This window comes from Olsenella sp. Marseille-P4559, from assembly GCF_900605015.1.
GTDB lineage: Bacteria > Actinomycetota > Coriobacteriia > Coriobacteriales > Atopobiaceae > Tractidigestivibacter.
This window is the reverse complement of the sequence record NZ_LR027573.1, coordinates 250365-271747: the sequence shown is the minus strand read 5'-3', so window position 1 is coordinate 271747 and position 21383 is coordinate 250365. Positions and strand designations below refer to the sequence as shown.

At 60.4% G+C, this 21383-nt stretch carries 19 protein-coding genes and 1 pseudogene; 13 read left to right on the top strand and 7 right to left on the bottom strand.

What is annotated here, in order from left to right; all coding sequences use genetic code 11:
• Positions 1-900: 900 nt before the first annotated feature.
• Positions 901-1572, bottom strand: a complete 672-nt coding sequence (locus E0E00_RS01220; RefSeq protein WP_130810662.1) for a hypothetical protein — start codon at positions 1570-1572, stop codon at positions 901-903.
• Entirely contained in the window at positions 1530-4409 is a 2880-nt protein-coding gene (locus E0E00_RS01215) for an AAA family ATPase (protein WP_165443485.1), read from the bottom strand. Before E0E00_RS01215 ends, E0E00_RS01220 begins: the two co-directional genes overlap by 43 nt.
• 354 nt (positions 4410-4763) lie before the next feature.
• On the opposite strand from E0E00_RS01215, the gene E0E00_RS01210 reads away from it, so the two are divergent.
• Positions 4764-6479: a vWA domain-containing protein gene (locus tag E0E00_RS01210; protein ID WP_242622081.1), complete on the top strand. Its 1716-nt coding sequence runs from the start codon at positions 4764-4766 to the stop codon at positions 6477-6479.
• A gap of 1010 nt (positions 6480-7489) precedes the next feature.
• Here E0E00_RS01210 and E0E00_RS14570 read toward each other — a convergent pair.
• The 3 genes and pseudogenes from E0E00_RS14570 to E0E00_RS15265 all read right to left on the bottom strand — a co-directional run.
• Entirely contained in the window at positions 7490-7801 is a 312-nt protein-coding gene (locus E0E00_RS14570) for a hypothetical protein (RefSeq protein WP_207302601.1), read from the bottom strand.
• Positions 7791-8171: a beta-eliminating lyase-related protein gene (locus E0E00_RS14565; RefSeq protein WP_242622080.1), complete on the bottom strand. Its 381-nt coding sequence runs from the start codon at positions 8169-8171 to the stop codon at positions 7791-7793. Before E0E00_RS14565 ends, E0E00_RS14570 begins: the two co-directional genes overlap by 11 nt.
• Positions 8172-8224: 53 nt before the next feature.
• Positions 8225-8437: pseudogene (locus E0E00_RS15265) on the bottom strand (low specificity L-threonine aldolase); the annotation flags it as partial.
• A 299-nt stretch (positions 8438-8736) separates the two neighbouring features.
• On the opposite strand from E0E00_RS15265, the gene E0E00_RS01200 reads away from it, so the two are divergent.
• The 6 genes from E0E00_RS01200 (at position 8737) to E0E00_RS01175 (ending at position 15449) form a co-directional block, all read left to right on the top strand.
• Positions 8737-9636, top strand: coding sequence for a LysR family transcriptional regulator (locus tag E0E00_RS01200; protein WP_130810658.1), 900 nt, complete (start codon positions 8737-8739; stop codon positions 9634-9636).
• Between the two features lie 120 nt (positions 9637-9756).
• Positions 9757-11487: an ABC transporter ATP-binding protein/permease gene (locus tag E0E00_RS01195; protein WP_130810656.1), complete on the top strand. Its 1731-nt coding sequence runs from the start codon at positions 9757-9759 to the stop codon at positions 11485-11487.
• The gene (locus E0E00_RS01190; protein ID WP_242622079.1) at positions 11480-13141 is read left to right on the top strand and encodes an amino acid ABC transporter ATP-binding/permease protein; all 1662 of its coding nucleotides are present in this window, start codon (positions 11480-11482) and stop codon (positions 13139-13141) included. Before E0E00_RS01195 ends, E0E00_RS01190 begins: the two co-directional genes overlap by 8 nt.
• An 87-nt stretch (positions 13142-13228) precedes the next feature.
• A complete protein-coding gene (locus E0E00_RS01185; protein ID WP_256386409.1) occupies positions 13229-13630 on the top strand; it encodes a YbaN family protein in 402 nt (133 codons plus the stop codon).
• A complete protein-coding gene (locus tag E0E00_RS01180; protein WP_130810652.1) occupies positions 13627-13989 on the top strand; it encodes a nitrous oxide-stimulated promoter family protein in 363 nt (120 codons plus the stop codon). The genes E0E00_RS01185 and E0E00_RS01180 overlap by 4 nt, the downstream gene beginning before the upstream one ends.
• 1133 nt (positions 13990-15122) lie before the next feature.
• Positions 15123-15449, top strand: coding sequence for a hypothetical protein (locus E0E00_RS01175; RefSeq protein ID WP_130810650.1), 327 nt, complete (start codon positions 15123-15125; stop codon positions 15447-15449).
• A gap of 306 nt (positions 15450-15755) precedes the next feature.
• Here E0E00_RS01175 and E0E00_RS01170 read toward each other — a convergent pair whose 3' ends face one another.
• On the bottom strand, positions 15756-16073 hold the full coding sequence (locus E0E00_RS01170) for an MGMT family protein (RefSeq protein WP_130810648.1): 318 nt from the start codon (positions 16071-16073) through the stop codon (positions 15756-15758).
• A 148-nt stretch (positions 16074-16221) separates the two neighbouring features.
• Between E0E00_RS01170 and E0E00_RS14220 the strand changes: the two genes are divergently transcribed.
• Together E0E00_RS14220 and E0E00_RS01165 are read left to right on the top strand one after the other, a co-directional pair.
• On the top strand, positions 16222-16359 hold the full coding sequence (locus tag E0E00_RS14220; protein WP_165443484.1) for a hypothetical protein: 138 nt from the start codon (positions 16222-16224) through the stop codon (positions 16357-16359).
• A 604-nt stretch (positions 16360-16963) separates the two neighbouring features.
• Positions 16964-17287 carry a glutaredoxin gene (locus E0E00_RS01165; RefSeq protein ID WP_130810646.1) on the top strand — a complete coding sequence of 108 codons (324 nt, stop codon included), beginning with the start codon at positions 16964-16966 and terminating at the stop codon, positions 17285-17287.
• Between the two features lie 75 nt (positions 17288-17362).
• On the opposite strand, the gene E0E00_RS01160 is transcribed toward E0E00_RS01165, so the two are convergent.
• A complete protein-coding gene (locus tag E0E00_RS01160) occupies positions 17363-17668 on the bottom strand; it encodes a hypothetical protein (protein WP_371683362.1) in 306 nt (101 codons plus the stop codon).
• Positions 17669-17770: 102 nt separating this feature from the next.
• Here E0E00_RS01160 and E0E00_RS01155 point away from each other — a divergent pair, with 102 nt between their 5' ends.
• From E0E00_RS01155 to E0E00_RS15115, 4 genes are all read left to right on the top strand, one after another.
• On the top strand, positions 17771-19069 hold the full coding sequence (locus E0E00_RS01155; protein ID WP_130810644.1) for an aminotransferase: 1299 nt from the start codon (positions 17771-17773) through the stop codon (positions 19067-19069).
• A gap of 329 nt (positions 19070-19398) precedes the next feature.
• Positions 19399-20310 (top strand): tetratricopeptide repeat protein, encoded by a 912-nt coding sequence (locus tag E0E00_RS01150; RefSeq protein ID WP_130810642.1) that lies wholly within the window; start codon positions 19399-19401, stop codon positions 20308-20310.
• A gap of 15 nt (positions 20311-20325) precedes the next feature.
• Complete coding sequence (locus E0E00_RS01145; RefSeq protein WP_130810640.1) at positions 20326-20643, top strand: STAS domain-containing protein; 318 nt, start codon at positions 20326-20328, stop codon at positions 20641-20643.
• 68 nt (positions 20644-20711) lie between these two features.
• The gene (locus E0E00_RS15115; protein ID WP_207302598.1) at positions 20712-21368 is read left to right on the top strand and encodes a twin-arginine translocase TatA/TatE family subunit; all 657 of its coding nucleotides are present in this window, start codon (positions 20712-20714) and stop codon (positions 21366-21368) included.
• Positions 21369-21383: the final 15 nt, after the last annotated feature.

The following is a 21383-nucleotide window of genomic DNA, read 5'->3' as shown; positions in this document are numbered from 1 at the left end:
GACGCCGAGAGGGGATGCCTTTTTATACGTAATACCTGTGAAAACGCCCACTGTGGCATCAATACGGCGGCAGGGACATTCTCGTGCGAGAAGGTTGCTGGCCGAGAGTGGTGGTGCATACCGCGAGCGGGATCTTCTATAGGGATTGATGCTGTGCCTCTCGTCTTGAATTACCAACAGTTGGCCGGAACGAACGCGGATTACCTTGGCCCCCATCTTACCGGGAAGGTAAGTTTGTTAAACGGAGGGGCGAGATCGTCCCACCGTTCAGGCGTGATGAAGATTGCCGTGGGCGAGGTTTGTCACTATCTGGTGGCGTCACACGTTCATCTTGGGCATGAAATGCTCGCCATCGACGTTGTCGGGGATGACCGACGGGTCGTGCAAGTACTCAGGCGCCCGCAGGCCATCCATAGCGGTGTAATCTCGCAAGAGACGGGAATGTCGAGCGGGCGCTTCAGGCCTGCCCGATTGCCGCTTGGGCACCGATAGTCGCGAGATGCTGCACAAAACTGCCCTAACGCTGGGAAATCGGGGTGCTCGTGTATAAAAACGCTCTATCGCGGGCGCTTCGAGGCACAAATATCAATGATGTAATTATCGTATCCAGTATTACGAATCTATCGTATAGTTTATGCATCATTGTGCAATCAATGTTCAACATTTGATGTCAAGGCCTCGATGGCCCCCTGCGATAGGCCGGTTTTGTGCATGAGAACGGGAATTTCCCTTCGATAGAGTGTTTTTGTGCAGCGGGGGGGGAGGGTCCCGCGCTGCGAAACGCGCGTAGGTTGAGACTAGGGTTGCCCGGTCCCACCTTTCTCGTACTTAAAGCCGCTCTCGCCCCTCTGAACCTCATGAGAGGTCCTGCCGTAACAGCCGACTGCAGCATTGCTAGATTCACGCTCTTCTCAACAGGATCTCCGCCACCTGCGCAAGCACAGTGGGCGTATAGCTCGCGTACTTCCAGCCTTTCTCGGTGTCGTTGATAACGGAGATGCCAAGGTGCCTGCCCGTTTCTGTCGGTAGCCTGTCCTCCGCAAGCAGCCCGGCATCTACCAGCAGTTTGTTCACGTCTCTTGCGCTCGTTGGAAGGGTTTCTGGCCAGGTTCTGGCTTCCTGGGCCGTTCGGATTGCCCTGGTGAGAGACATGGCTTTGCCCATGGGCGCCCCCAGCAGAGCAGCCAGCTTGCGTACTGCGTTCTCGGTATAGACGCACCAGGTGTCTCCCTCGTTGTTGCGCGAGAACGCAATGCCAAGGTTCTGCCCTGAGTCCGTCGGTAGGTGACCTGTGCTGGTCTGCTCAATAATGCCGTGCTTGGCGAGAAGAACATTGATGTCTTGAGTCTTGGCTGGCAGGGTATCTGGCCAGATCTTCTCAGCCCGAGCCCACCGAACGGCAGCCGTGAGCGACTTGGGCCATGATTGCGCCTCTGGTGCGGCGGGAGTCGCCTGCGGCTGCTCTGTCGGCGCAACTGGCACGGCTTGCGGCGCGTCCGCGCCATCCACCTTGGGGCCATTTGCCAGCCCTACCTTATGGTCGAGGCAGTACGCGCTGAGAAGCCCCAGCACGCCGTCACCATGCTGCTGTGCCAGCAGATACTTACTCCCAAAGAGGATAAAGCTGTCCTTCGCGCGCGATACGGCAACGTACATGAGGTTGGGGTTGTTCTCGACAAACGAGGCACTGGAGCCTGCATCATAGACAAGCGAGAAGAGGACAACGGGGCACTCTGCGCCCTGGAGTCGATGCGCCGTCCCAACGGCAAGCTTATCCAGGTCGAGCGCAGGCCGCGTGGACCCATCGAACGCAGCGCCAGCTCCCTCTTTTGCCGGCCGAGTGCCTTGCTGATCTCGCGCATCTGGGCGGCAAACGGCGTGACAACGCCGACGAGAGTCGCGGGGTCGGGTGCCTCCTTGTCCTTGCTTCTCGCGCTCTCGGCATAGCTGTCGTAGATTCCCGGCAGGTTTGCCGAAATCCAGCGAGCGACGGCTCCTGCCTCAGCAAAATTTTTTCGAGACGTACCCGATGGCTGCGCCTTGCCCTCTACAGGGCAGAACCCCATAGCAGGCAAGTCGAGCGAGACAGCACGCTTCTCGATGCCACCTCTCATGGGGAGGAGCTGCCCCATGTAAAGTAGGTCGTTGCAGTACGAAATAATCTCGTCGAGGCAGCGTCTGTGCTCGCGCAGGAAGAGCCCGCCATCCAAATGGCGCTCCCCATCCCCCTCGACTGCGTGGCACCAGGGGCAGGCGGCCTGCGCCGCCCTCATGAGGCTCGAGTAGGCAGAGGCGCTCAGGCCCCGCTCGCGCATGATGTCCCAGACCTTCTCGAACTCTGCCGACCCGAGCGCCATCCGTCCTTCTGCAATCTGCCTGTCAACGGACTCGTCGAGGCTCCAGACAGGTGGAAGCTGCGCCGTATCGCCAACAACCACAGCTCTCTTTGCCAGTGCGAATGCGGCGGCGCCGATCGTGGTGTCTACCTGGCCCGCCTCATCGACGATGAGGAGATCGATGGAGTTTAGGCAGTGCGTCTCCTGCCCCTTGCCGTCCTCGCAGGCAAACTGACGGGGCAGGCGGAAGAGCGTTATGACAGAAAGCGGCATGAGGGCTGCAAGCTGGTGGCGATAGGTCTCGACCGATGCCTTCGTCTTGCTTTTCCGGTCGTATTCCGGCTGAGGAGTGCGGACACCCGGTCTAGGCGACCTCTGCTTGTGGCAGGTAATCCAAACGCCCTCGTAGTAATGCATGGCAAGCCAGAACTCGAGTGGACGTATGCAACTGTCGAGCACATCGTCCAAGGACCCAAGGTCGTGAAGTGCCTTCTCGCCTATGCCTTGTCCCCGCCTGTCGAGCGCACCGTGTCCGGTGAGCCAGCCGGCATGCTCCCGGGCGCCTGCCGTGTTCCCTTGCGCAACAGTCTCAATCAGCTTGCGGCGCTGCACGTCAATCTTGCCAAGCATGTGCCGGCATTCCTCTTGGATGTCCGCTGCTGTGCCAAAACCCCGCCCAAAGTAGGCTCTTGCCTCCTCGACGTAGACTTCTTCCGACTGCTCCTTGAATCGCTTGTCCAGAGCGTATCCGTAGAGGGTCTTATCCCGGTATAAAACATCGCAGATGAGGTAGTTGCCGCCCTGTGCCTCTATCTTCTTGGAGACGCTCGGCGAATAGGCACCGAGGCTGTGAAGCGGTCGGTCCTTCGTGTACTTGACTCTGAAACCGTTGCTCCCCTCCAGTGGTGCATAGTAGATATCTGACAGCCAACGCCTGAAGACCGAGCGGCCCTCGTCCTGCTCGATTTGGCCAAAGGCGTCGATGATGTTCCTCACAGCTTGGTTGTTTGTGGAGGTGCCGACAATAACAGGGGCTTCTCGGCCGTTGAGCGCGTGCCGTACAAGCGTGTCTGCGACGATGGACTCAAGCAGCGTGGTCTTTCCGGTCCCAGGAGGGCCGCTTACGGCGAGCACCTGGCCTTCGCTGAGCGCCGCATAGGCATGCACCGCTGTCTTCTGGGAGCGTGCGAGCGGATACTCCCTGCTCATGGTGCCGCAATGCTCGAGCATCTGCCGGAGCGATGTCGCGTCGGACGCAAGTTCTTGATGGCGAGGGCCAACATTGAGAAGCCCGCGATAGAGTGCGAGGGTGGCATCGTCTGGGGCTTGGTCCAGCCGCGCTGCGATTGTGTGATAGAGGTCCGCGACGTTTGCCGAGGCATTGACCTGCGTGTCGACGAGGACGTATCCATCTTTGTCGAGTATGGCGTCTGCCGCATTGAGTCGCGCTTCCGCATCGGGAGCTGCAGCCCGGAAGAGCTCCTCGCAATAGGCCAGGTACGCTCGCCATTGGGCCCGCCCCTCGAGTGCATCTATCTTCGACCTGCGCATTGACGAGGCGGAGACAAAGGAGCTGTAGGCTGTATAGGCGCCTATGGCTAGCTCTTCCTTGCGACCGGCTTCCTCCTTGGAAGCCGCCGTCTCCTCGAGAAGCGGCCGGGGGATCCAAGGGCTCTTTGCTCGCCAGTCGACGGGATAGCCAAGGGCTCCCCTGTCGCTTCTGGCGAGAGACGCGTTCGCCGGGGCCACCAGAAGTGCCTGCTGGTTGTCGGGGGCTGTGTCGGCCTTTCCTCTCATGGAGCGTAGCACGAGAAGTACCGGCAGCGTACCTTCTCGGAGAGCCTTGCGCTTCTTGCCGCTGTCGAGAGACTCGAGGAGGCTGTCCAGGACTTCACCCGCAAGCTTTCCGGATTCTATCCCTTCCGTATCGCCTGCGGCGGTATAGCCCTCTCGCCTTGGCCTGCCGTTCCCCGTGCGCTCGACCGCACTTCCCCTGAAGTTGACCATCACCATGTTCGAGGTGCCGAGGACATTCCTGAAATAGGATGTGATGCGGAGGGCTGTGTCAGGCATCGTCGCGTCCATTCTCGCTGGTATCGTACGCATGCGGTCGTGTTTGTGCCGGCCAACAGGCGGGGTGCCTGAGATTATGAGCCAAGGCGGATGCCCCATCCAACCAAAATGAGACAGGGGGACAGCCCCCTTGTCTCACCTCGCCGCTGGCCCGCGCGCGATTGCCAGTCCGTTTCTGCCTGCCATTACAGTCAAAATAGGTTAACTTAGAATGCGAGAAACTCACTTAAAGAAACCCTTGATACGGTGCTATCCTTGAGGCTACGTAATACGGTTTTGGGAGCCTGTGCGGCCGTTCTTACGGAAGGGGAAGCGATGTTGAGCCATGCAGTGACACTACATAAACGGAGGCCTGTGACCATCACGTTTATCGCTGCGTTTGCCCTCGCCCTCTTGGCGGTGCTGCCGATGCCTGCCAGGGCGGAAGCGAGCAATTCTGGCCAAGGGACCAGTTGGACGATTCCCAAGTCCAAGGTTGCAACCTGGCTTGAGGAGGGCAAGACTGCACAGGTCACGCTCCAGCTTCCAAGTGCCGAGGCTGTGCTTTCCTCCGACATCGTCTTTGTCGTGGACAACTCAAGCTGCAAGGACGATGCCATCAAGGACGCTACTGCGACGCTCGACCGGCTTGTTGCCGAGGCGGGCGGCGTCGACCAGGTGCGGCTAGGCGTTGTGTCGTTCAAGGGCGACGGCCACGTGGAGAAGGAGCTCTCGACGCTTACCACCGATAACGTCGACTCGTTCAAGAGTGCCATCACGGGTGGCTACACCGGTGATATGAAGTCCGGGACCAACATGCACGATGGGCTGCTCAAGGCCAAGGCCATGCTCGACGCCGACACCACCACCCCCGCGAACCGCAAGTACGTCATCATGGTCAGCGACGGCCTGACGCGCCTGTTCACCGGCGCAGACGGCAACGTGAAGGACATCTACTACCAGTACACCTATTTGGACCAGAGCTCCCAGCAGCCTGCAAGTGATTTCAATGCAAAGGACTTCGTCTACTACGGCATGATCGACGAATGGCGGCAGGCGCGCACGCCCGGCTCTGCAACGTATGCCATGCCGTACGGCAACTGGAGCGACTACTACTCCCACCTCCAAGAGTGGGTGAAGACCGACGGCGACAAGTACGCGTTTGATTTCGCGACGTACGGCAACGATGCGACGCCCAAGGTGAAAGACGCCGCAACGGGAGCCATCACCGACCCGAACTTCGCTTACATCGAGCACGGAACCCAGGCAGATCACGCCATGGCGCCCGACCGGGCGGTCTATGAGGCCTATGGCACATGGCAGGCGCTGAAGGGTGAGGGCTACAACTGCTATGCGGTGCGTACCGGCAGTGATTCCGACTTCTCCGTCAAGTTCATGGATGAGCTAAATGGCGGTAGTGAGCTCGACTTTTCGCAGATTGGCGACAATATCCTGTATGCGTGTGGAGCCGGCTCCATCATCATCGACTCCATGGGCAAGGGTGACGCGTATGACTTCGACTTCGTTCCGGGGTCGGCAGCGCTCAGCGTTGGTGACGAGCAGCTTGAGGCAACGAATGAGGGCGCAAACATGTGGAGCTTCCACAGCAAGGGCGACACGACGGTGCGCTTCACCTTGGTCTACGATCCGGACGCGGATGCTTATGCGCTTACGGCTCATGAGCCCATCTCGAACTTTGCTCCCGTGAAACTGACCTATAACCTCACGCTTGCGCAGGCCCCGACCGAGCCGGGCAGCTACGAGCTTGCGACCAACACCAAGGCGACGCTTTCCCCTGTTAACTCCAACGGCGTTGTGCGTGCCCCAGAGGATTTTGACGTTCCGTCCCTGGCCTACGTTGTCGAGACGCCCGAGCCTCCCGCGCCGGATCCCGGCTCTGGCGATGAGCCCACGCCCGACACCACCAAGCCCGATACCAAGCCGGCTGTCAGGCGCCCAGCCACTTCCAGTGCTGAGAAAGTACCTCAGACAGGTGATGCGATGTCGTCGCTGGCCTTTGGTGCCGTAGTGCTTCTGGCCGCGGGCGCAGTTGCCATTGCTGTGGGAGTGAAGATTTCACAGAGGCACTAACCTGTACAGTTGTGAAGCACGGACAGGTTTTTCTCGACGAACCGTCGGTCGTGGTGCAAAGCGGTCGGCGGTTCATTTTTCTCTTTGAGGGATGCGACTGACGCACCATCCCAAGACGGCGGAACCGATTCCACAGATGCCAAAGTGACGGTCGGTGGCAGTTTTCCGGGTGCGCTCGAGCATCAAGCGGCTCGTACCCTGATAAACTGCAGGTCATGGGTTTTCCAGTTCAGAGATACCACATCAAGGATTTTCCCAGGCTGTCTCCAACTGTCATTTCGCGCACGAGACCTGCGACAGCAGACGCCAGACCTCTCGCGTCAGTCTGGAAATCGAGTGCCGTTCATGCGGCGCTTCTCGGCTTCTCGGTTGGGACCCGCGACAAATTGCTCCGGAGTTTCTACGGCCTGCCAGTGCGTGTGCGTCATCTCTTCGAAGCAGATGACGTGTTTATGACCGTCGATCAGGCTGCCCGGGGAGTTCCCCCTGGGTGAGCTTTCGGATGGACGAGCAGCCCGATATTGCCCTTGTGCTCGAACGCACTTAGTCGGGACGCTGCGTTGGGCAGGCGATTCTCACGGCGTAGATAGCCTGTAAGGGCACTCGCCTGATTGCGTCCTGGGCCCGAGTGGCCTTGGACTGCACAAAAACGCCCTATCGAAGGGTTTTTAGAAGTCCGGTGCACAAAAACGGGCTATCGCGGAACCTTTGGGGGCGTGCAACATCAATCATCAAACTATAGTTGCAAAATCATGCATATTTATATCGATTTAATCATAAAATTGAAATAATAGTTAAGTATTTGATGTTATATCTGGAAAAGTACCCCGCGATAAGCCACTTTTGTGCAATGAACTCGCCATTTCCCGCGATAGACGCTTTTTATGCGAGACGCCGTCTCTAGTGAAGAGAAGTTGCGGCCGCTTCTCGCCCGCAGGCGGAGGGGGAGGCCTGTGTGCATGCACGCTGCAAAGAAGAGATGCGCAAACACGCTTCGCCAGGGCAGCCCGCTATCCCAACACGCCCGAGGCCAGGGCATGGGTGAGAGAGTCCACACCCGCATCGGTAGATGCCCAGCTCGTTGCAAGGCACACGACAGTGTGCTCCAGGTCCGGCTTCTCCCAAAAGCTCGTCACCACGGCCTCGTCCAAGCGCGCCAACTGCTCATCCCTGAGGATGGGGAAGACCTGGTTTGTCTGGGAGGGGTGCGCAAGCACGCAGCCTGCAGCGCCGAAGGCACTGGTAATTCTTCGCGCCTGCGCAACTGCCGCTTGGCCAATCCGACCGTACAGCCCATCCTCGAAGAGTGCCTCAAACTGCACGCCGAGAAGCCGCCTCTTGGCGAGAATCGCACCCCCTCTGCTTTACGATCGTGAAGAAGTGGGGAACGGTGTCGTGGCGCGGGAAGGCCAGCGCCTCCCCAAAAAGCGTGCCACACTTGGTTCCGCCGATGTAGAAGGCATCCGCAAGGCGGGACAAATCCTTAAGAGAGACGTCGTTATCGGGTGCGCCAAGTGCATAGGCGAGGCGTGCGCCGTCCACGTAGATCCTCAGGTCGTGGCTGCCGCACACACCGCGCAGCGCCGCAAGCTCCGCCTTCGAGTACAAAAGCCCGTACTCGTTAGGCTGCGAGATGTACACAAGACTTGGCTGGACCATGTGGTCGTGGTTGCCGTCCTTCTCCCAGAACACATGTAACGCTCGAGTTCCTCCGCAAGGAGCTTGCCGTCATGCTCCGGCAGCTCGAGCACCTTGTGGCCTCCCGCCTCGATGGCACCCGCCTCGTGCACGCTGACGTGCCCCGAGGTTGTAGCAATAACGCCCTGGTACGGGGCGAGAAGTGCGGAAATCGCGACCCCGTTGACCTGCGTGCCGCCAACGAGGAAGAAAACGTCCGCATCGGGCGCGTCGCATGCCTGGCGGATGAGCTCGCGCGCACGGTCGCTGTGCTCGTCCACGCTCGCTGTGTTCGTCCAGTCCGTAGCCAGCGGTTTTCTCGTGGTTGGTTTGAACGAGGCGCCTCATGATGGGGTCTGCGCACCCCTCGAGGTAATCGGACGAGAAGTCAAGCCTTTCCATGGTGGACGCATCCCTTTCTGCCTGCTTGCGCAGGGCCCTTGTCGGCGCTTTCGCCGATTCCGCATTGTCGCCCCATGTACATGTCTGAGCACGAGAACAACTATAGAAGGATATTAGATATGATTTATTGTGCTTATAATCATGTTTGTAATGATGTTTCATCATATTATGAGGTCTCATGGATGCGAGCAAATGCGCGGCGCTTATAGCCGCAGTAGAGTGCGGCTCGTTTTCGGCGGCGGCTCGCCAGCTTGGCTACACGCAGTCGGGCATCACGCGCATGGTCGCCTCGCTTGAGGCAGAGCTTGGCTTTGCTCTGTGCGTTCGCACCAAACAGGGCGTCCGCATCACGGAAAATGGACGCCGCATGATGCCATGCCTGCGCGAGCTCGTACGCGCCCAGCGCGTGGCAGAGGAATCGGGCGCCGAGATTCGCGGCGTGCTTGCCGGCGCGCTTGCAGTTGGCTCCTACTACAGCATCTCCGCCATCTGGATGCCCACGGTCCTCAGCGAGTTCGAGAAAAGCTACTCCGGCATCGACGTGGAGATTAGGGAGGGCGGAAACGCCGAGATGGGTCAGTGGCTCAATAGCCGTGCCGTTGACCTGTGCTTTTGCGCCAAGCCCGCCAATGGCACCTACTGCGACTGGCTGCCGCTCTACGAGGACGAGATGGTCATGTGGCTTCCCGAGGGGCATCCGTACGCGCACGCGGTGCGCTACCCCCTACGCGAGATCGAGCATGAGGCATTCATCCACACGCTTGCCAACCACGACACTGACCAGGACCGCCTAATTCGCGAGGAGGGGCTCCTCGTCCAGGATCGCTACACCACACGTGACGGCTTCACCACATACAGCATGGTCGAAGCGGGCCTCGGCGTGAGCTTTAACCAGCGGCTTATTAGTGAGAGGTGGAACGGGCGCGTGGCGGAGGTGCCCTTCGAGGAGCCGCGGCGCATCTCGCTGGGCATAGCTGTTCCCTCGCTTGCGGAGGCGTCCCCGGCAGCACAGCGTTTCATTGACTGCATCAAGCAGTTGATGCCGCGCCTGCGCGAACGCGCCGGGTCGTCAGCGTAAGGGCATCTGCGACGCTCGGCCGCGTCCTCGGTTCCGGCATCATGAGAGTTTTATATCTCTAACTCCTCTCGTGTAAGCAATGGCTAACATAAAAACATTGCCGAGAGAGGGGAGATATTCATGATGGACAAGAGACTTCTGGCGCTAGTGCCAGAAGCGATGTGCCATGTCATTCTTTCTGTGGCGTGGAAATGGGCGGGTCTTCTGGCTAACGTCTGCCTCGTCTGGGGCGTCGCGTCCGTTCTGACGGCGGTGCTTGCCGGGACGGCCGTGCCTGTCGGGACGTCTGTCGTTCTGATCGCTGTTGCCTGCGTTGGCAAGGCGGCTTCAACCTGGGCTGGCGAGCGCGAGAGCTTCGCGGCCTCACAGGATGTGAAGCGCAAGCTGCGCCGCGCGATTCTCGAGAAGCTTCTGCGCCTGGGACCCGCCTATGACCGTTCGGCCTCGACCGCCGAGGTCGTGCAGCTCTCGGTCGAGGGCTGCGAGCAGCTCGAAACCTACTTCGGGCAGTACCTGCCGCAGCTCTTCTATTCGGTTCTGGCGCCGGTCACGCTCTTTATCGTGGTTGCCCCGATGGACCTTGCCGCGGCCTTCGTGCTGCTCGTCTTTGTGCCGCTGATTCCGCTCACGATTGTGGCTGTGCAGAAGATTGCCAAGCGCATCCTCTCTGCCTACTGGGACCGGTACACCCAGCTTGGCGATTCGTTCCTCGAGAACCTCGAGGGGCTCACGACGCTCAAGATCTACTCGGCCGACGAGGCGCACCACAAGGCGATGAACAAGGAGGCCGAGCACTTCCGCATCGTTACGATGAAGGTTCTCTCGATGCAGCTCAACTCCATCGTTGTGATGGATATCGTTGCTTTGGGGGGTGCCGCAGCAGGCATTTGGGTGGCCCTCTCCGCGCTGGCAGCGGGCTCGATTACGTTGTTCCAGGCGCTTGCGATCGTGCTTCTCTCGGCAGACTTCTTCCTGCCCATGCGTCAGCTTGGCTCGTTTTTCCACGTGGCAATGAATGGCATCGCCGCCTCGGGCAAGATCTTTCGGCTGCTCGAGCTCCCCGAGCCTGAGAAGAGGGCAGGTGTGCCCGCAGCCAATGCCGTGCCAGCCCTTGAGGACGTGAGCTTCTCCTACGACGGCGAGCGGGAGGTGCTGCACGAGGTCACGCTGTCGGTTGCGCCCCGGGGCGTCACGGCGATCGTCGGTCTTTCGGGCTCCGGCAAGTCGACGATTGCGGCGCTGATGGCGGGGTGCCTGACGGGCTATGCGGGGCACATCCGCTACGGCGCGCTTGAGCTTTCGGACGTTGATCCTGCGGTGCTCGCGAAGCGTGTCACGACCGTTGGCGTTGGTGCCTACCTCTTCTCGGGCACCGTGCGGGAAAACCTGCTCATGGCAAAGCCGGAGGCGACGGACGAGGAGCTGTGGGCGGCCCTTGAGGCGGCGAGCCTCGCGGGGTACCTTCGAACGCAGGACGGGCTTGATACGCAGCTCACGCAGGACGCGCAGAACCTCTCGGGAGGCCAGCGGCAGCGTCTTGCCTTTGCGCGCGCCTATCTCCACGGCTCTGCGATGTACGTGTTTGACGAGGCGACAAGCAACATCGACGCGGAGAGCGAAAGCGTGCTCCTCGCCTCGATCTTTCGCCTTGCGGCCGACCGTCCGGTCGTGATGATCGCCCATCGCCTGGCAAACGTCGTGGATGCCGAGAGGATCTACGTGATGGACCAGGGGCGCATTGTCGAGTCTGGCACGCACGAGGAGCTTCTGGCGGCTGGTGGCACCTATGCGCGCATGCGGGCAGGCCAGCAGGAGCTCGAAGCCTATGGGAGAGGTGGCGAGCGTGGATAAGAAAAGCAACCTCCGCCTCATGGGGCGCATGCTTGGCTTCGTGAAGCCGATGGCGGGCGTCATGTGCGCCTCGGTTGTCTGTGGCATCTTGGGCTTTTCCTGCGCGACGGCGCTGCCGGTCCTGGCCGCGGAGGCGGTTCTTTCGGTGGCGGGGAGAGGGAGCCTTGTCTGGGGCGTTGGCGCCTTTGGTGGCGTGCTCGTTTTTCTCGCCGTGGCGCGAGGCGTTCTCCACTACATCGAGCAGCGCTGCAACCACTACATTGCCTTTAAACTCTTGGCACACATCAGGGACCTGGTATTTGGGGCGTTGAGAAGGCTTGCGCCCGCCAAGCTTTCCGGCAGGAATCGCGGCGAGCTCATCTCGACGATCACAAGCGATATCGAGCTCCTTGAGGTCTTCTACGCCCACACGGTCTCTCCCGTGCTCATTGCGGCAGGGATGACCCTTGTGCTCGTGGGATTTCTCGCGAGCTTCTCGTCCGTGTTTGCCTTGGTGGCGCTTGTGGGCTATGCGCTTGTCGGCGTTGCGTCACCTATTCTCGTCTCCCGCGCCTCGGGGGACGGTGGGGCACGGGCGCGCTCGGTGCAGGCAGGGCTCTCCGGCTACGTCCTCGACAACCTGCGAGGCTTGGCGCAGGTGATCCAGTATGGGGCTGGCGAGAAGCGCCTGGCGGGTCTTGACGAGCGCAGCCGCAGGCTTGTGGATGTGCAGAGGAGACTCCGCGCGAAGGGGGTCATCGGGGCTGCCTGCGTGGGCGTGCTTGTAGTGCTCACAGCCGTGGCGCAGCTCTTCGTCGGCGCGCCGCTTGTGGAGTCGGGGGCGGTCTCGGCCGAGGCCTACGTGCTTGCGATCGTGACGACGCTTTCCTCGTTTGGCCCTTATGTCGCGCTTGCCAACCTTGGCTCCACGCTGCAGCAGACGCTTGCATCCGGAGGACGGGTCCTGGGCATTCTCGACGAGGCGCCGGCGGTTGCGGAAAGGGAGACGGGCGAGGAGCCCGCCTTCACGGGTGCCGCGGCCGAAGGCGTGAGCTTCTCCTATGGGGACGAGAAGGTCCTGCGCGACGTGAACCTTGAGATTCCCGTGGGCAAGATCGTGGGTGTCTCGGGACGGAGCGGCTCCGGCAAGTCCACGCTTTGCAGGCTTCTCATGCGCTTCTGGGACGCTGGGGGCGGTGCCATTCGCATTGGAGGTAGCGACATACGCGACATCCGGACGGGGTACCTGCGGGACCTCGAGGCCTTTGTCGAGCAGGATACCGTGCTCTTCCACGACACCATTCGGGCGAACCTCCTGATTGCGAAGCCCAATGCAACGCAGAAAGAACTCGAGCGCGCCTGCGCGCAGGCCTCCATCCTCGACTTCGTCGAGGGCCTACCTGCTGGATTCGATACTGAGGTGGGCGAGCTTGGCGACACGCTCTCTGGCGGCGAGCGCCAGCGCCTGGGCTTGGCACGCGCCTTCCTGCACGAGGCGTCCTTCGTGCTTCTCGATGAGCCGACCTCGAACCTTGATGCGCTGAATGAGGGTGCCGTCCTGAAGGCGCTCGACGCTCAGCGGGGGACCAGGACGGTGCTTCTGATCTCGCATCGCCCGGGCTCGCTGGCAATTGCGGACGAGGTCATCTCCTTGGACCAGGGGAGGGTCAGCTAGGGGCGGACTGACGAAATCGGCCTGACGAAATCGGCCTGACGGCTCCGGCATCCAACGAAAGCAAGGTGGCATGATGCATACCTTTATATCTTTCTGGGACTTCTCTTTGCGGCTCTCGGCATGGCTGACATCGTCGTGCCGCTTCTGCCGACGGTGCCTCTCTATCTGCTGGCGGCGCTCTTTTTCGGGAAGGGGTCTGCTCGGCTTGATGCCTGGTTTAAGGGCACGAGCCTCTATGCGTTGCGGATGCGTCCGCTGTCGGAGGGTAGGGGGATGGCGCTCAAGGTGAAGGTCCAGGCCTTTCTTGCCGTGACGCTATTACTGGGCGTTGGCTTTGCCTTCATGGGTGCCGTGCCCTGGGGAAGGGCAATTCTCGTGGCCGTCTGGGTCTTCCACATCTGGCTCTTCTGGGTGAAGATCCCAGCTGACGCCCCCGAGGCCAAGGAGGGGTTCACGCACGAGGTGGTAGAGGAGCCTGAGGCCAAATGACGAGGACAGAAGACCAGGCCGATCGCAAGCGCATACGTGAGTCTCGCGTCATGCGGGAGACGATTTCGCTCTACTGTCGAGGTGTGCACCATGCGGCACGGGGTAGCCTCTGTCCTGAGTGCGAGGCGCTTGCCTCATACGCGCAGAGTCGCATCGCGCACTGCCCATTCATGCGGACAAAGACGTTCTGCTCGGCGTGTAGCGTTCACTGCTACGCGCCGGCACAGCAGGAGCAGGTTCGCCTGGTCATGCGGTATGCGGGGCTAAGGCTTCTCTTTCGGCATCCCGTCATGTGCCTGCATCATGGTGTGGATACACTCGGGGCAAAGCTGAGGCCACGCGGGAAGGCCGAGGCCTAGTAGCGGGATTTGCAGCTACGGAAGAGAAGAAAGGGCGATATAGGACAGGGCCGCAGTCAGAAGCGACGCTCCCCTCATGCTGCGTGGCTCGTGCAAACTGAAGGATTTTACGAAACCGGTTTTCGACCCCTCGTGCTGGACAGCCTGCACAGAATTCTCCTAACGCTGGGAATTTCGGCTGTCCGTGCATAAAAACGGTCTATCGCGGGACCTTTTCTGGAGTTATCATCAAAGGTGCAATTACTGTATCCACATTTACGAGTTCTTTTTACAGAATATGCGAAAATATGCAAACATAGTTCAATTGTTGATACTACGACCCCAAATGGCCCCGCGATAGGCCGTTTTTGTGCACAGAGGCCAGGATTTCCCAGCGATAGGGCGTTTTTGTGTGCCGACGGCCCCAGGCAAGAGTTGCGAGGGGTCGACGGAGTAGCGCGGGACTTCGCCGGATAGGCCGGCGAGAAGCACAAAGGCAGGGACCCGTCTCTCGTCTTGCAGGGCTCTCATCCTTTGGGATGATGCACCCGATGGCCGGCGCTTGGAAAATTTCCTAGAAGCAGGACACAGCCTGAAGACAGGCACTCTCTAGGATTGGAGCAACCATGGCGAAGCTCGCCTGACACCCGTGGTGGCTGCCAGTAGCGATATCACGCGCCGCCGCTGCGGGAATTGCGCTTGCGCTGGCAGTCGTCCCTGGCATAGCTTGGGCCGACGCAACATTCTCTTCCGACAACCAGTTAACAAAAGAGGGCTACGCCGCCTTAGGCCTCTCGGTAAACGACAATAAGCCTGCTAACGCTGTCGATATGGCACCCTACGATGCCTCCACTACAGGCGCCACGACCATGCTGCTCTCCAACAGTGGCGTATATGTGGCCGCGAATTGAGCAAAGAGCAACGTCTACACGCTCCGCTCGAGGCTGAATCACATGGCTCAGTACTATTCGAAGGACTCGGATAGCGCACACCCCAGTTAGATAGTCGATGACTACGGTGGGCTGTGCGGTGCTTACGACTTCTACGGCATAAACGATGACAGTGACATCAGTAGCAACGGTTACCAGCCCAAGATTGGTTGGTCGTACGATTCCAGTCTGAGCGACAACCAGCTGGACGTACTCAAGGGGGCCATGGACAACGGCTTTGATGGCATCTATGCCACGAGCATCGAGTTCGATATGGGTGGCAGTTACAGAGATCACGCGGCCGAGCTGCGCGCATATGGCAGAAACGCCTCGACCACAGTGGATGGCGTGAAGATTTCCGGTGGCTATGCCGTAAAGCTCTTCTCGTTTGACTCCTCGGGCAACAGGAGCGAGGTGGCAACCCTCTCGCCGACCGTCAATTCGACAAATTCGACACTCAACGACGGCAGTGGCAAGTTTGCCTACCTCGACAGTGACTACCTGCAGGAAAACGACACTATGTTCGAGATTCAGGCGGGGGGATGTGGATAATGATGGCGTGGACGAGATCTGCCACCAAGGGACTTCACTGCCGTCTGGCCGGTTGTGGCCAAGCTTGTTGTAGTCGATGCCGTAGGTGGCGAAGCCACTGTTGTCGGCCATACCCTTCTCGCCGCAGATCACAGGCAGCTTGTTCGCGTTTGCCACCATCGAGATGGTGGACACACCAGCGGCGATGGGGTCGTCGGTAGCTTCGAGGGCATGGGCGACGTGCTGGCAACGTTTTCAGGCACCCCGCTTCGGGGGACTCCCAACGGGCTTGACCGCATCTGTCTCCTCGGTGGGAGGCGGCTGCCTCTATACCTCCCACTCAAACCGACGCATATCCACTTTTCCACTGGCGAGAAATCCAACGCCTTCTGCCTCGAGCATCTTTCGCTGCTCTTCAGGTCCACCAAAGGCAAACCCTGGGGCAAGGCTCCCGTCTGCAAAGACGACCCTATGGCAGGGCACCCCGCCAGCCAGGCCCGGACTTGAGTGCATGGCAAATCCCACGTAGCGAGCCTTCCGCGGCTCGCCCATCATGCGAGCGACCTGCCCGTAGGTGGCAACCCTTCCGGGTGGAATCTGTCGCACGATACCGTATGCACGCTGGAAGAATCCCTCGTTGTCCATGGGACCCCCTTCGTCTTACAGTTGCTTCCTACTTTGCGAAACCTTGTGCCGCAAGAAATACGATATCGCCCTTCAGCAGCTTGGGCAATTGGCTTGGAGAAGATGTGGCCGCCTATCAGGCAGCCTCCTGGATGTGAGGGAGAAACCCATGCTCATACCCACGCACGGCGGAGACCAAGACAAGGGCATCGGCATGTGGATTGGTATTGCGGTTTTGGTGGCCGTAGCCATCCCCTCCATCGTGTCGCTCTTTGCCGACTCGCCAATCCTCGACTACCTCTTCTAGAGTGCAGCTCCGACTGAGGCCTCGGCACCCTTTGCGACCACCTGGATTCACGAATTGACGGTTGGTGGCAGTTTGCGGCAAATCTTTTATGTGAGATCGAGCTAGTTACAAATCGTTTACCTGCGATTTGTCAAATCTCAAAGAGCTTGCTACTCGGGGGTACCGACAAAAACTGCCACCAACCGTAAAAACTTGCCACCCAGCGGCCTGTGCCCCGTCGCCCGAGTCTGACATGAGCCCCCAACGGCACCCTGACGCCTCCGGCCATCGTCGAATGGTGCACGTTTACGTTTGGTGGCAGTTTTTCGGGGACGGCCCGAGTATCAGACGATTGCATTTCTGATAAACTGCAGGTCAGCGATTTGCTACATCGACGCACTCACATAAAGGATTTGCCTCAAACTGCCACCAACCGTCAATTCGCGCTGGGGGCTCGCATCAAGAGCTCACTTTGCCCACTCAGGGCCCACGTGAGGCCGATCATCGCCGATGCGCCCCACCCGTGTGGAGATTTGCAACTTGACGAATATCATATCTGCAGAGACTCCAATCAGGGTATACGCAGGTCAGTACTGTTTCTGACACTCTCCCTGAAAGGAGCATCATGGCTGAGAAAGACCTTCAACTCTATATAAAGAACGGTTGCCCCTACTGCCACAGGGTTCTGCGCTACATGGATGCCAACGGTATCGTGCTACCGCTCCACAACATCGACGAGTCCGAAGAAGATCGCGATCGCCTGGTCGAAGTGGGTGGGAAGCGGCAGGTTCCGTGTCTGTTCATCGACGGTACGGCAATGTATGAATCTGATGACATCATTGCCTACCTCGGCCGCGAGTTCTCGGCAGGCGACGAGGGTACCAGCGACAAGGGCGATGCGCCTGCAGCTGGTGCGTCGTGCACTATTGGTGGCGGCTGCTCGTTCTAGGGCGAAGCCGCTGCCGGCGCGCCACCGCAAGAGGGTGACGCGCCGGCAGCACTCTTAGGCGGGAGCCCAAGGCGCCTACTCCACCGTTCCGTATGCGTTGCCCCATCCATGGGCAGTCACAATACTGTTGAGTTGGTCGCAAAGTCGTCCGCGCTTGTAGTGTCCCGCAGGCAGCAGGTCCACGACCTCCATAAGGTCATCGCAGAGGTCATCGATCTCGGCGCGTGACAGCACATCAATCTTTGTCACCGTGCCGGACATGTTATGCGCGTAGAGCTCGTTTACCAGCTGCTGAAGGTCGCCATACTCCTTGGAGCGCAGGCCACCATGGGTGACGCTGCGCGCGGTTTGGTGCCGGTGGCTGTTACTGTTTCTCATCATGGTTACACATGGTAGCAGCTGCATTTGGTATGCGAGTCGGCGCGCTATACTTCTTCTGCTCGGAGCCGCATCATTTAGCAACGTTTTCACGAGGAGGGGCCCATGCCCACCGCATACGAGCTCATGTCAGACCAAGACCTTACGCAAGAGATTGCACAGCTCGAGAAGGAGGCGGACCGCCTCCGCTCCCTGGAACTCAAGCTGGACATGGCCCGAGGCAAGCCCAGTCCCGAGCAGACCGCCCTTTCCAAGCCCATGCTCGACGTCCTTAGCTCCTCGACCGAGATGGATGACCAGGGCGTTGCCGTTGACAACTACGGTGCTCCGGATGGCCTTCCCTCTGCGCGCGCCCTCGCCGCGCAGATCCTGGACGTCGATCCCAAGAACGTGATCGTGAACGGTTCCTCCAGTCTTAACCTCATGCACGACGTCGTCTGCAATGCCTTCACGCATGGCATCGGCAGCAACAAGCCCTGGAACCAGCAGGGCAAGGTCAAGTTCCTCTGCCCCTCGCCCGGCTACGATCGCCACTTCAAGGTCACGGCTCACTATGGCATCGAGAACATCCCCGTTCCCATGCTTGAGGACGGCCCGGATATGGCAGTGGTGAAGCGCCTGGTCGAGAATGACCCCGCGGTCAAGGGCATCTGGTGCGTCCCCAAGTATGCCAACCCCACCGGCATCACCTACTCCAACGCTGTCGTGCGCAAGTTTGCCGCGCTCACGCCTGCGGCGCCCGACTTCCGCATCTTCTGGGATAACGCCTATGTGGTGCATACCTTCGAGGGTGAGGGCGACCACCTGCTCAACATCTTCGATGCCCTGGCCGAAGCCGGCAAGAGCGACATGGTCTACGAGTTTGGCTCCACGGCCAAGGTGACGTTCCCCAGCTCGGGCATCGCGTTTGTCACCGCAAGCTCCGCCGACATGGCTGAGATCCGCGCAGCCTTCTCGGTGATGCGCGTCTCGCCCGAGAAGGTCTCGCAGTTCGCGCACGTGCGTTTGCTCGAGGACCTCGATGGTATCAAGGTCCACATGGAGAAGCATGCCCAAATCGTGCGCCCGCGCTTCGAGCTGGTGCAGGAGAAGCTCCACGCCGGCCTCGACGGGTTGGATTGCGCCACCTGGAGCAACCCCCACGGCGGATACTTCGTTTCGTTCGACGGCCCCAAGGGCTCGGCCAAGGCAATCGTTGCGATGGCCGCAGTGCTTGGCGTAAAACTCACGCCCGCCGGCGCCACCTGGCCCTACGGTCGCGACCCCGAGGACACCAACATCCGCATTGCCCCCACGTATCCGTCCCTCGAGGACCTCGGCGCTGCGCTCGATGTCTTTGTGCTGGCGGTCAAACTCGTCTCGGCGCGCCTTGCCAAGGCGGAGCGCGAGGGCAAGGCAGAGTAGGCGGTTCGTCCGGCGCAGATTGTTTGGTTCCGTTCGCCAGCCAGTTCGCCGAGAGGAACTACCCATACAATGCTTATATGGCAACGGTCTCCAGAATGTATTTTTCGTTCGGGAAGCCGTTGCATAGCATGGGAGTGGCATTTGGCTTGCGCTCCGACGGTTCCGCAGAGTTCTGTAGAATCGGGAAGCGCGCGCATCGCTCGCGTGGGAGGGCCGGATGTGGCTTACATTAAAGAGTCACAAACGGCGCTGCTTGCGGCGTAGTGCGAGAGGGGCGGGCCAGCTCTCGGTTCGTCGGGCGTAGGTCAACACGGAGGGATTTCTCGGGCATGTCGAAGAAGCCAAGCAATAAGGTGCACAAGAAGGGCGCTTCGAAAGGCGCTGCCTCGGCAAGGGCCAAGGGCGGCTCCTCTTCCTCCAGCAAGGGTGGGGCGCAGTCCTCAAGCAACCTCTCCACGCCCACCAAGGTCGTCATTGTCGTCTTTGCCGCTCTCATGGTCGTCTCGCTCATGCTGCCCACGCTCTCCACGGCCTTCTCCAACAACCAGCAGGCCGAGCAGGGCAGCTCCGAGGACTCAAACTCGGACAGCAGCTCGGACTCCACGGATTCAAGCGCGACCGACTCAAGCTCCGTGACCGGCGCAGCTGCCGTCGATGCCAAGTACCAAGACACTGTCTCGGAGCTCGAGTCCAAGCTCGCCTCCGACAACACGAACCTCGCGACCCTGCTCAACCTCGGCCGCAACTACATGCGCTGGGGTGCTTCGGTCCTCTCGGCGTCCTCTTCAGACGATGATACCACCCATGGCAACGAACTGCTCGAGAAGGCCATTGGCTACTACGAGCAGTACCTCGGCCTCAAGGATTCCGACGCAGTGCGCGTGGACATAGCGCTCTGCAAGCTCTACGAGGGCGAGACGAGCGAGGCGATGACCGATCTTGAGACACTCACGCAGGACTCGCCCGCATATGCTCCCGCCTGGGCAAACCTCGGCATGGTCCAGGAGTACTCCGGCGACAAGGAATCCGCCAAGGCCTCCTATCAGAACGCCATCGACAATGATCCCAACGACGAGTACGGTGCAAAGTCCTACGCCACGCAGCGCCTGGCCGCGCTCGAGTCCTCGTCGAGCAGTACGACCGGCACGTCGACGTCCGCGACGCCCTCCTCGTCTTCGGGCGAGACCGGCGCGAAGGGTCTCACGGACACACTAAACAACCTCTCTGGCACCGGATTCTAGGGAAGGGGAACATTCATGAGCATCAACATCTCAACTACACCCATCGAGGGGGGCTGCCGCGTGGCAGTCTCTGGTGAGGTCGACGTCTCCAACGCCTCGGCGCTGCGCGATGTGCTTGACGAGCAGCTCGCCTCTGGCGAGGGGTCGCTCGCAATCGATTTGGCCGACGTGCCCTACATCGACTCCACGGGGATCGGTGTCCTTGTGGGTGCGGCGCATCACGCCAAGGAGCAGGGTCGTGCGCTCTCGGTGGAGCGCCCGCAGAGAAACGTCGCGCGCGTACTCTCGCTTTTGGGCGTGGGTGCCGACCTCAACGTTACCGGACAGGAATAGCCGCGTCCCAAGACCCCTCGCTCGTGGGGGGAGTGTAGGAATTCGATCCATGCTGGAGGAAACCGATCGTGTTTGGCATTGGAGAGTCAGAGCTCGCTCTCATCCTGCTCTTCGCATTTCTCATCTTTGGGCCAGACAAGCTGCCTGGGATGGGGCGCACCATCGGCCGCGCGCTGCGGCAGTTCAGAAACGCCCAGGAGGGCTTCACGCAGGTCGTGCAGACCGAGATCGTTGATCCCGCGACCGAGGCCATGAGCGACTCGCCCAAGAAGCCCAACCGCAAGCGCAGCGAAGAGGAGGACGCGGACATCGAGGATTCCGGTGCCCCCAAATCCACGCCTAAGACCGAGACGTTCGCCGAGCGCAAGAAGCGTCTCGAGGCCGAGCGTGCCGCCGCTGAGAAGGCCAAGGCCAACGCGGCTGCGGTGGCGCCCGAGAAGGCCGCCGCCACCGAAGCTGCGGCGAGCGATGCCGATGCTGATGCCGACGCCGACATCGCGCCTACGTCTGCCGAGGCCGCGGCCACGCCCGCCGCAGAGGCGTCCAGGGCGGCGCCCGAGGAGCCCAAGCCCACGACGGCCGCCGACCTCTACGCGATGAGCCCCAGGCGTCGTCGCGAGCAGGCCGCTGAGGCTGAGAAGGCCGCGACTACCGACGTGACCCCCGTGACCAGCACCAACGTTTCTGCAGCAAACGGAGAGGAGGCCGGCGAGCAGCAGGCCTAGCGCCCCGCTCCCCAT

Coding starts and splice junctions, on each gene's coding strand:
- E0E00_RS01160 (WP_371683362.1), bottom strand. CDS start 17,668: ATGATGAGAAACAGTAACAGCCACCGGCACCAAACCGCGCGCAGCGTC.
- E0E00_RS01150 (WP_130810642.1), top strand. CDS start 19,399: ATGTCGAAGAAGCCAAGCAATAAGGTGCACAAGAAGGGCGCTTCGAAA.
- E0E00_RS01200 (WP_130810658.1), top strand. CDS start 8,737: ATGGATGCGAGCAAATGCGCGGCGCTTATAGCCGCAGTAGAGTGCGGC.
- E0E00_RS01165 (WP_130810646.1), top strand. CDS start 16,964: ATGGCTGAGAAAGACCTTCAACTCTATATAAAGAACGGTTGCCCCTAC.
- E0E00_RS01180 (WP_130810652.1), top strand. CDS start 13,627: ATGACGAGGACAGAAGACCAGGCCGATCGCAAGCGCATACGTGAGTCT.
- E0E00_RS01145 (WP_130810640.1), top strand. CDS start 20,326: ATGAGCATCAACATCTCAACTACACCCATCGAGGGGGGCTGCCGCGTG.
- E0E00_RS01155 (WP_130810644.1), top strand. CDS start 17,771: ATGCCCACCGCATACGAGCTCATGTCAGACCAAGACCTTACGCAAGAG.
- E0E00_RS01175 (WP_130810650.1), top strand. CDS start 15,123: ATGGACAACGGCTTTGATGGCATCTATGCCACGAGCATCGAGTTCGAT.
- E0E00_RS01215 (WP_165443485.1), bottom strand. CDS start 4,409: ATGCCTGACACAGCCCTCCGCATCACATCCTATTTCAGGAATGTCCTC.
- E0E00_RS01195 (WP_130810656.1), top strand. CDS start 9,757: ATGATGGACAAGAGACTTCTGGCGCTAGTGCCAGAAGCGATGTGCCAT.
- E0E00_RS01170 (WP_130810648.1), bottom strand. CDS start 16,073: ATGGACAACGAGGGATTCTTCCAGCGTGCATACGGTATCGTGCGACAG.
- E0E00_RS14220 (WP_165443484.1), top strand. CDS start 16,222: ATGCTCATACCCACGCACGGCGGAGACCAAGACAAGGGCATCGGCATG.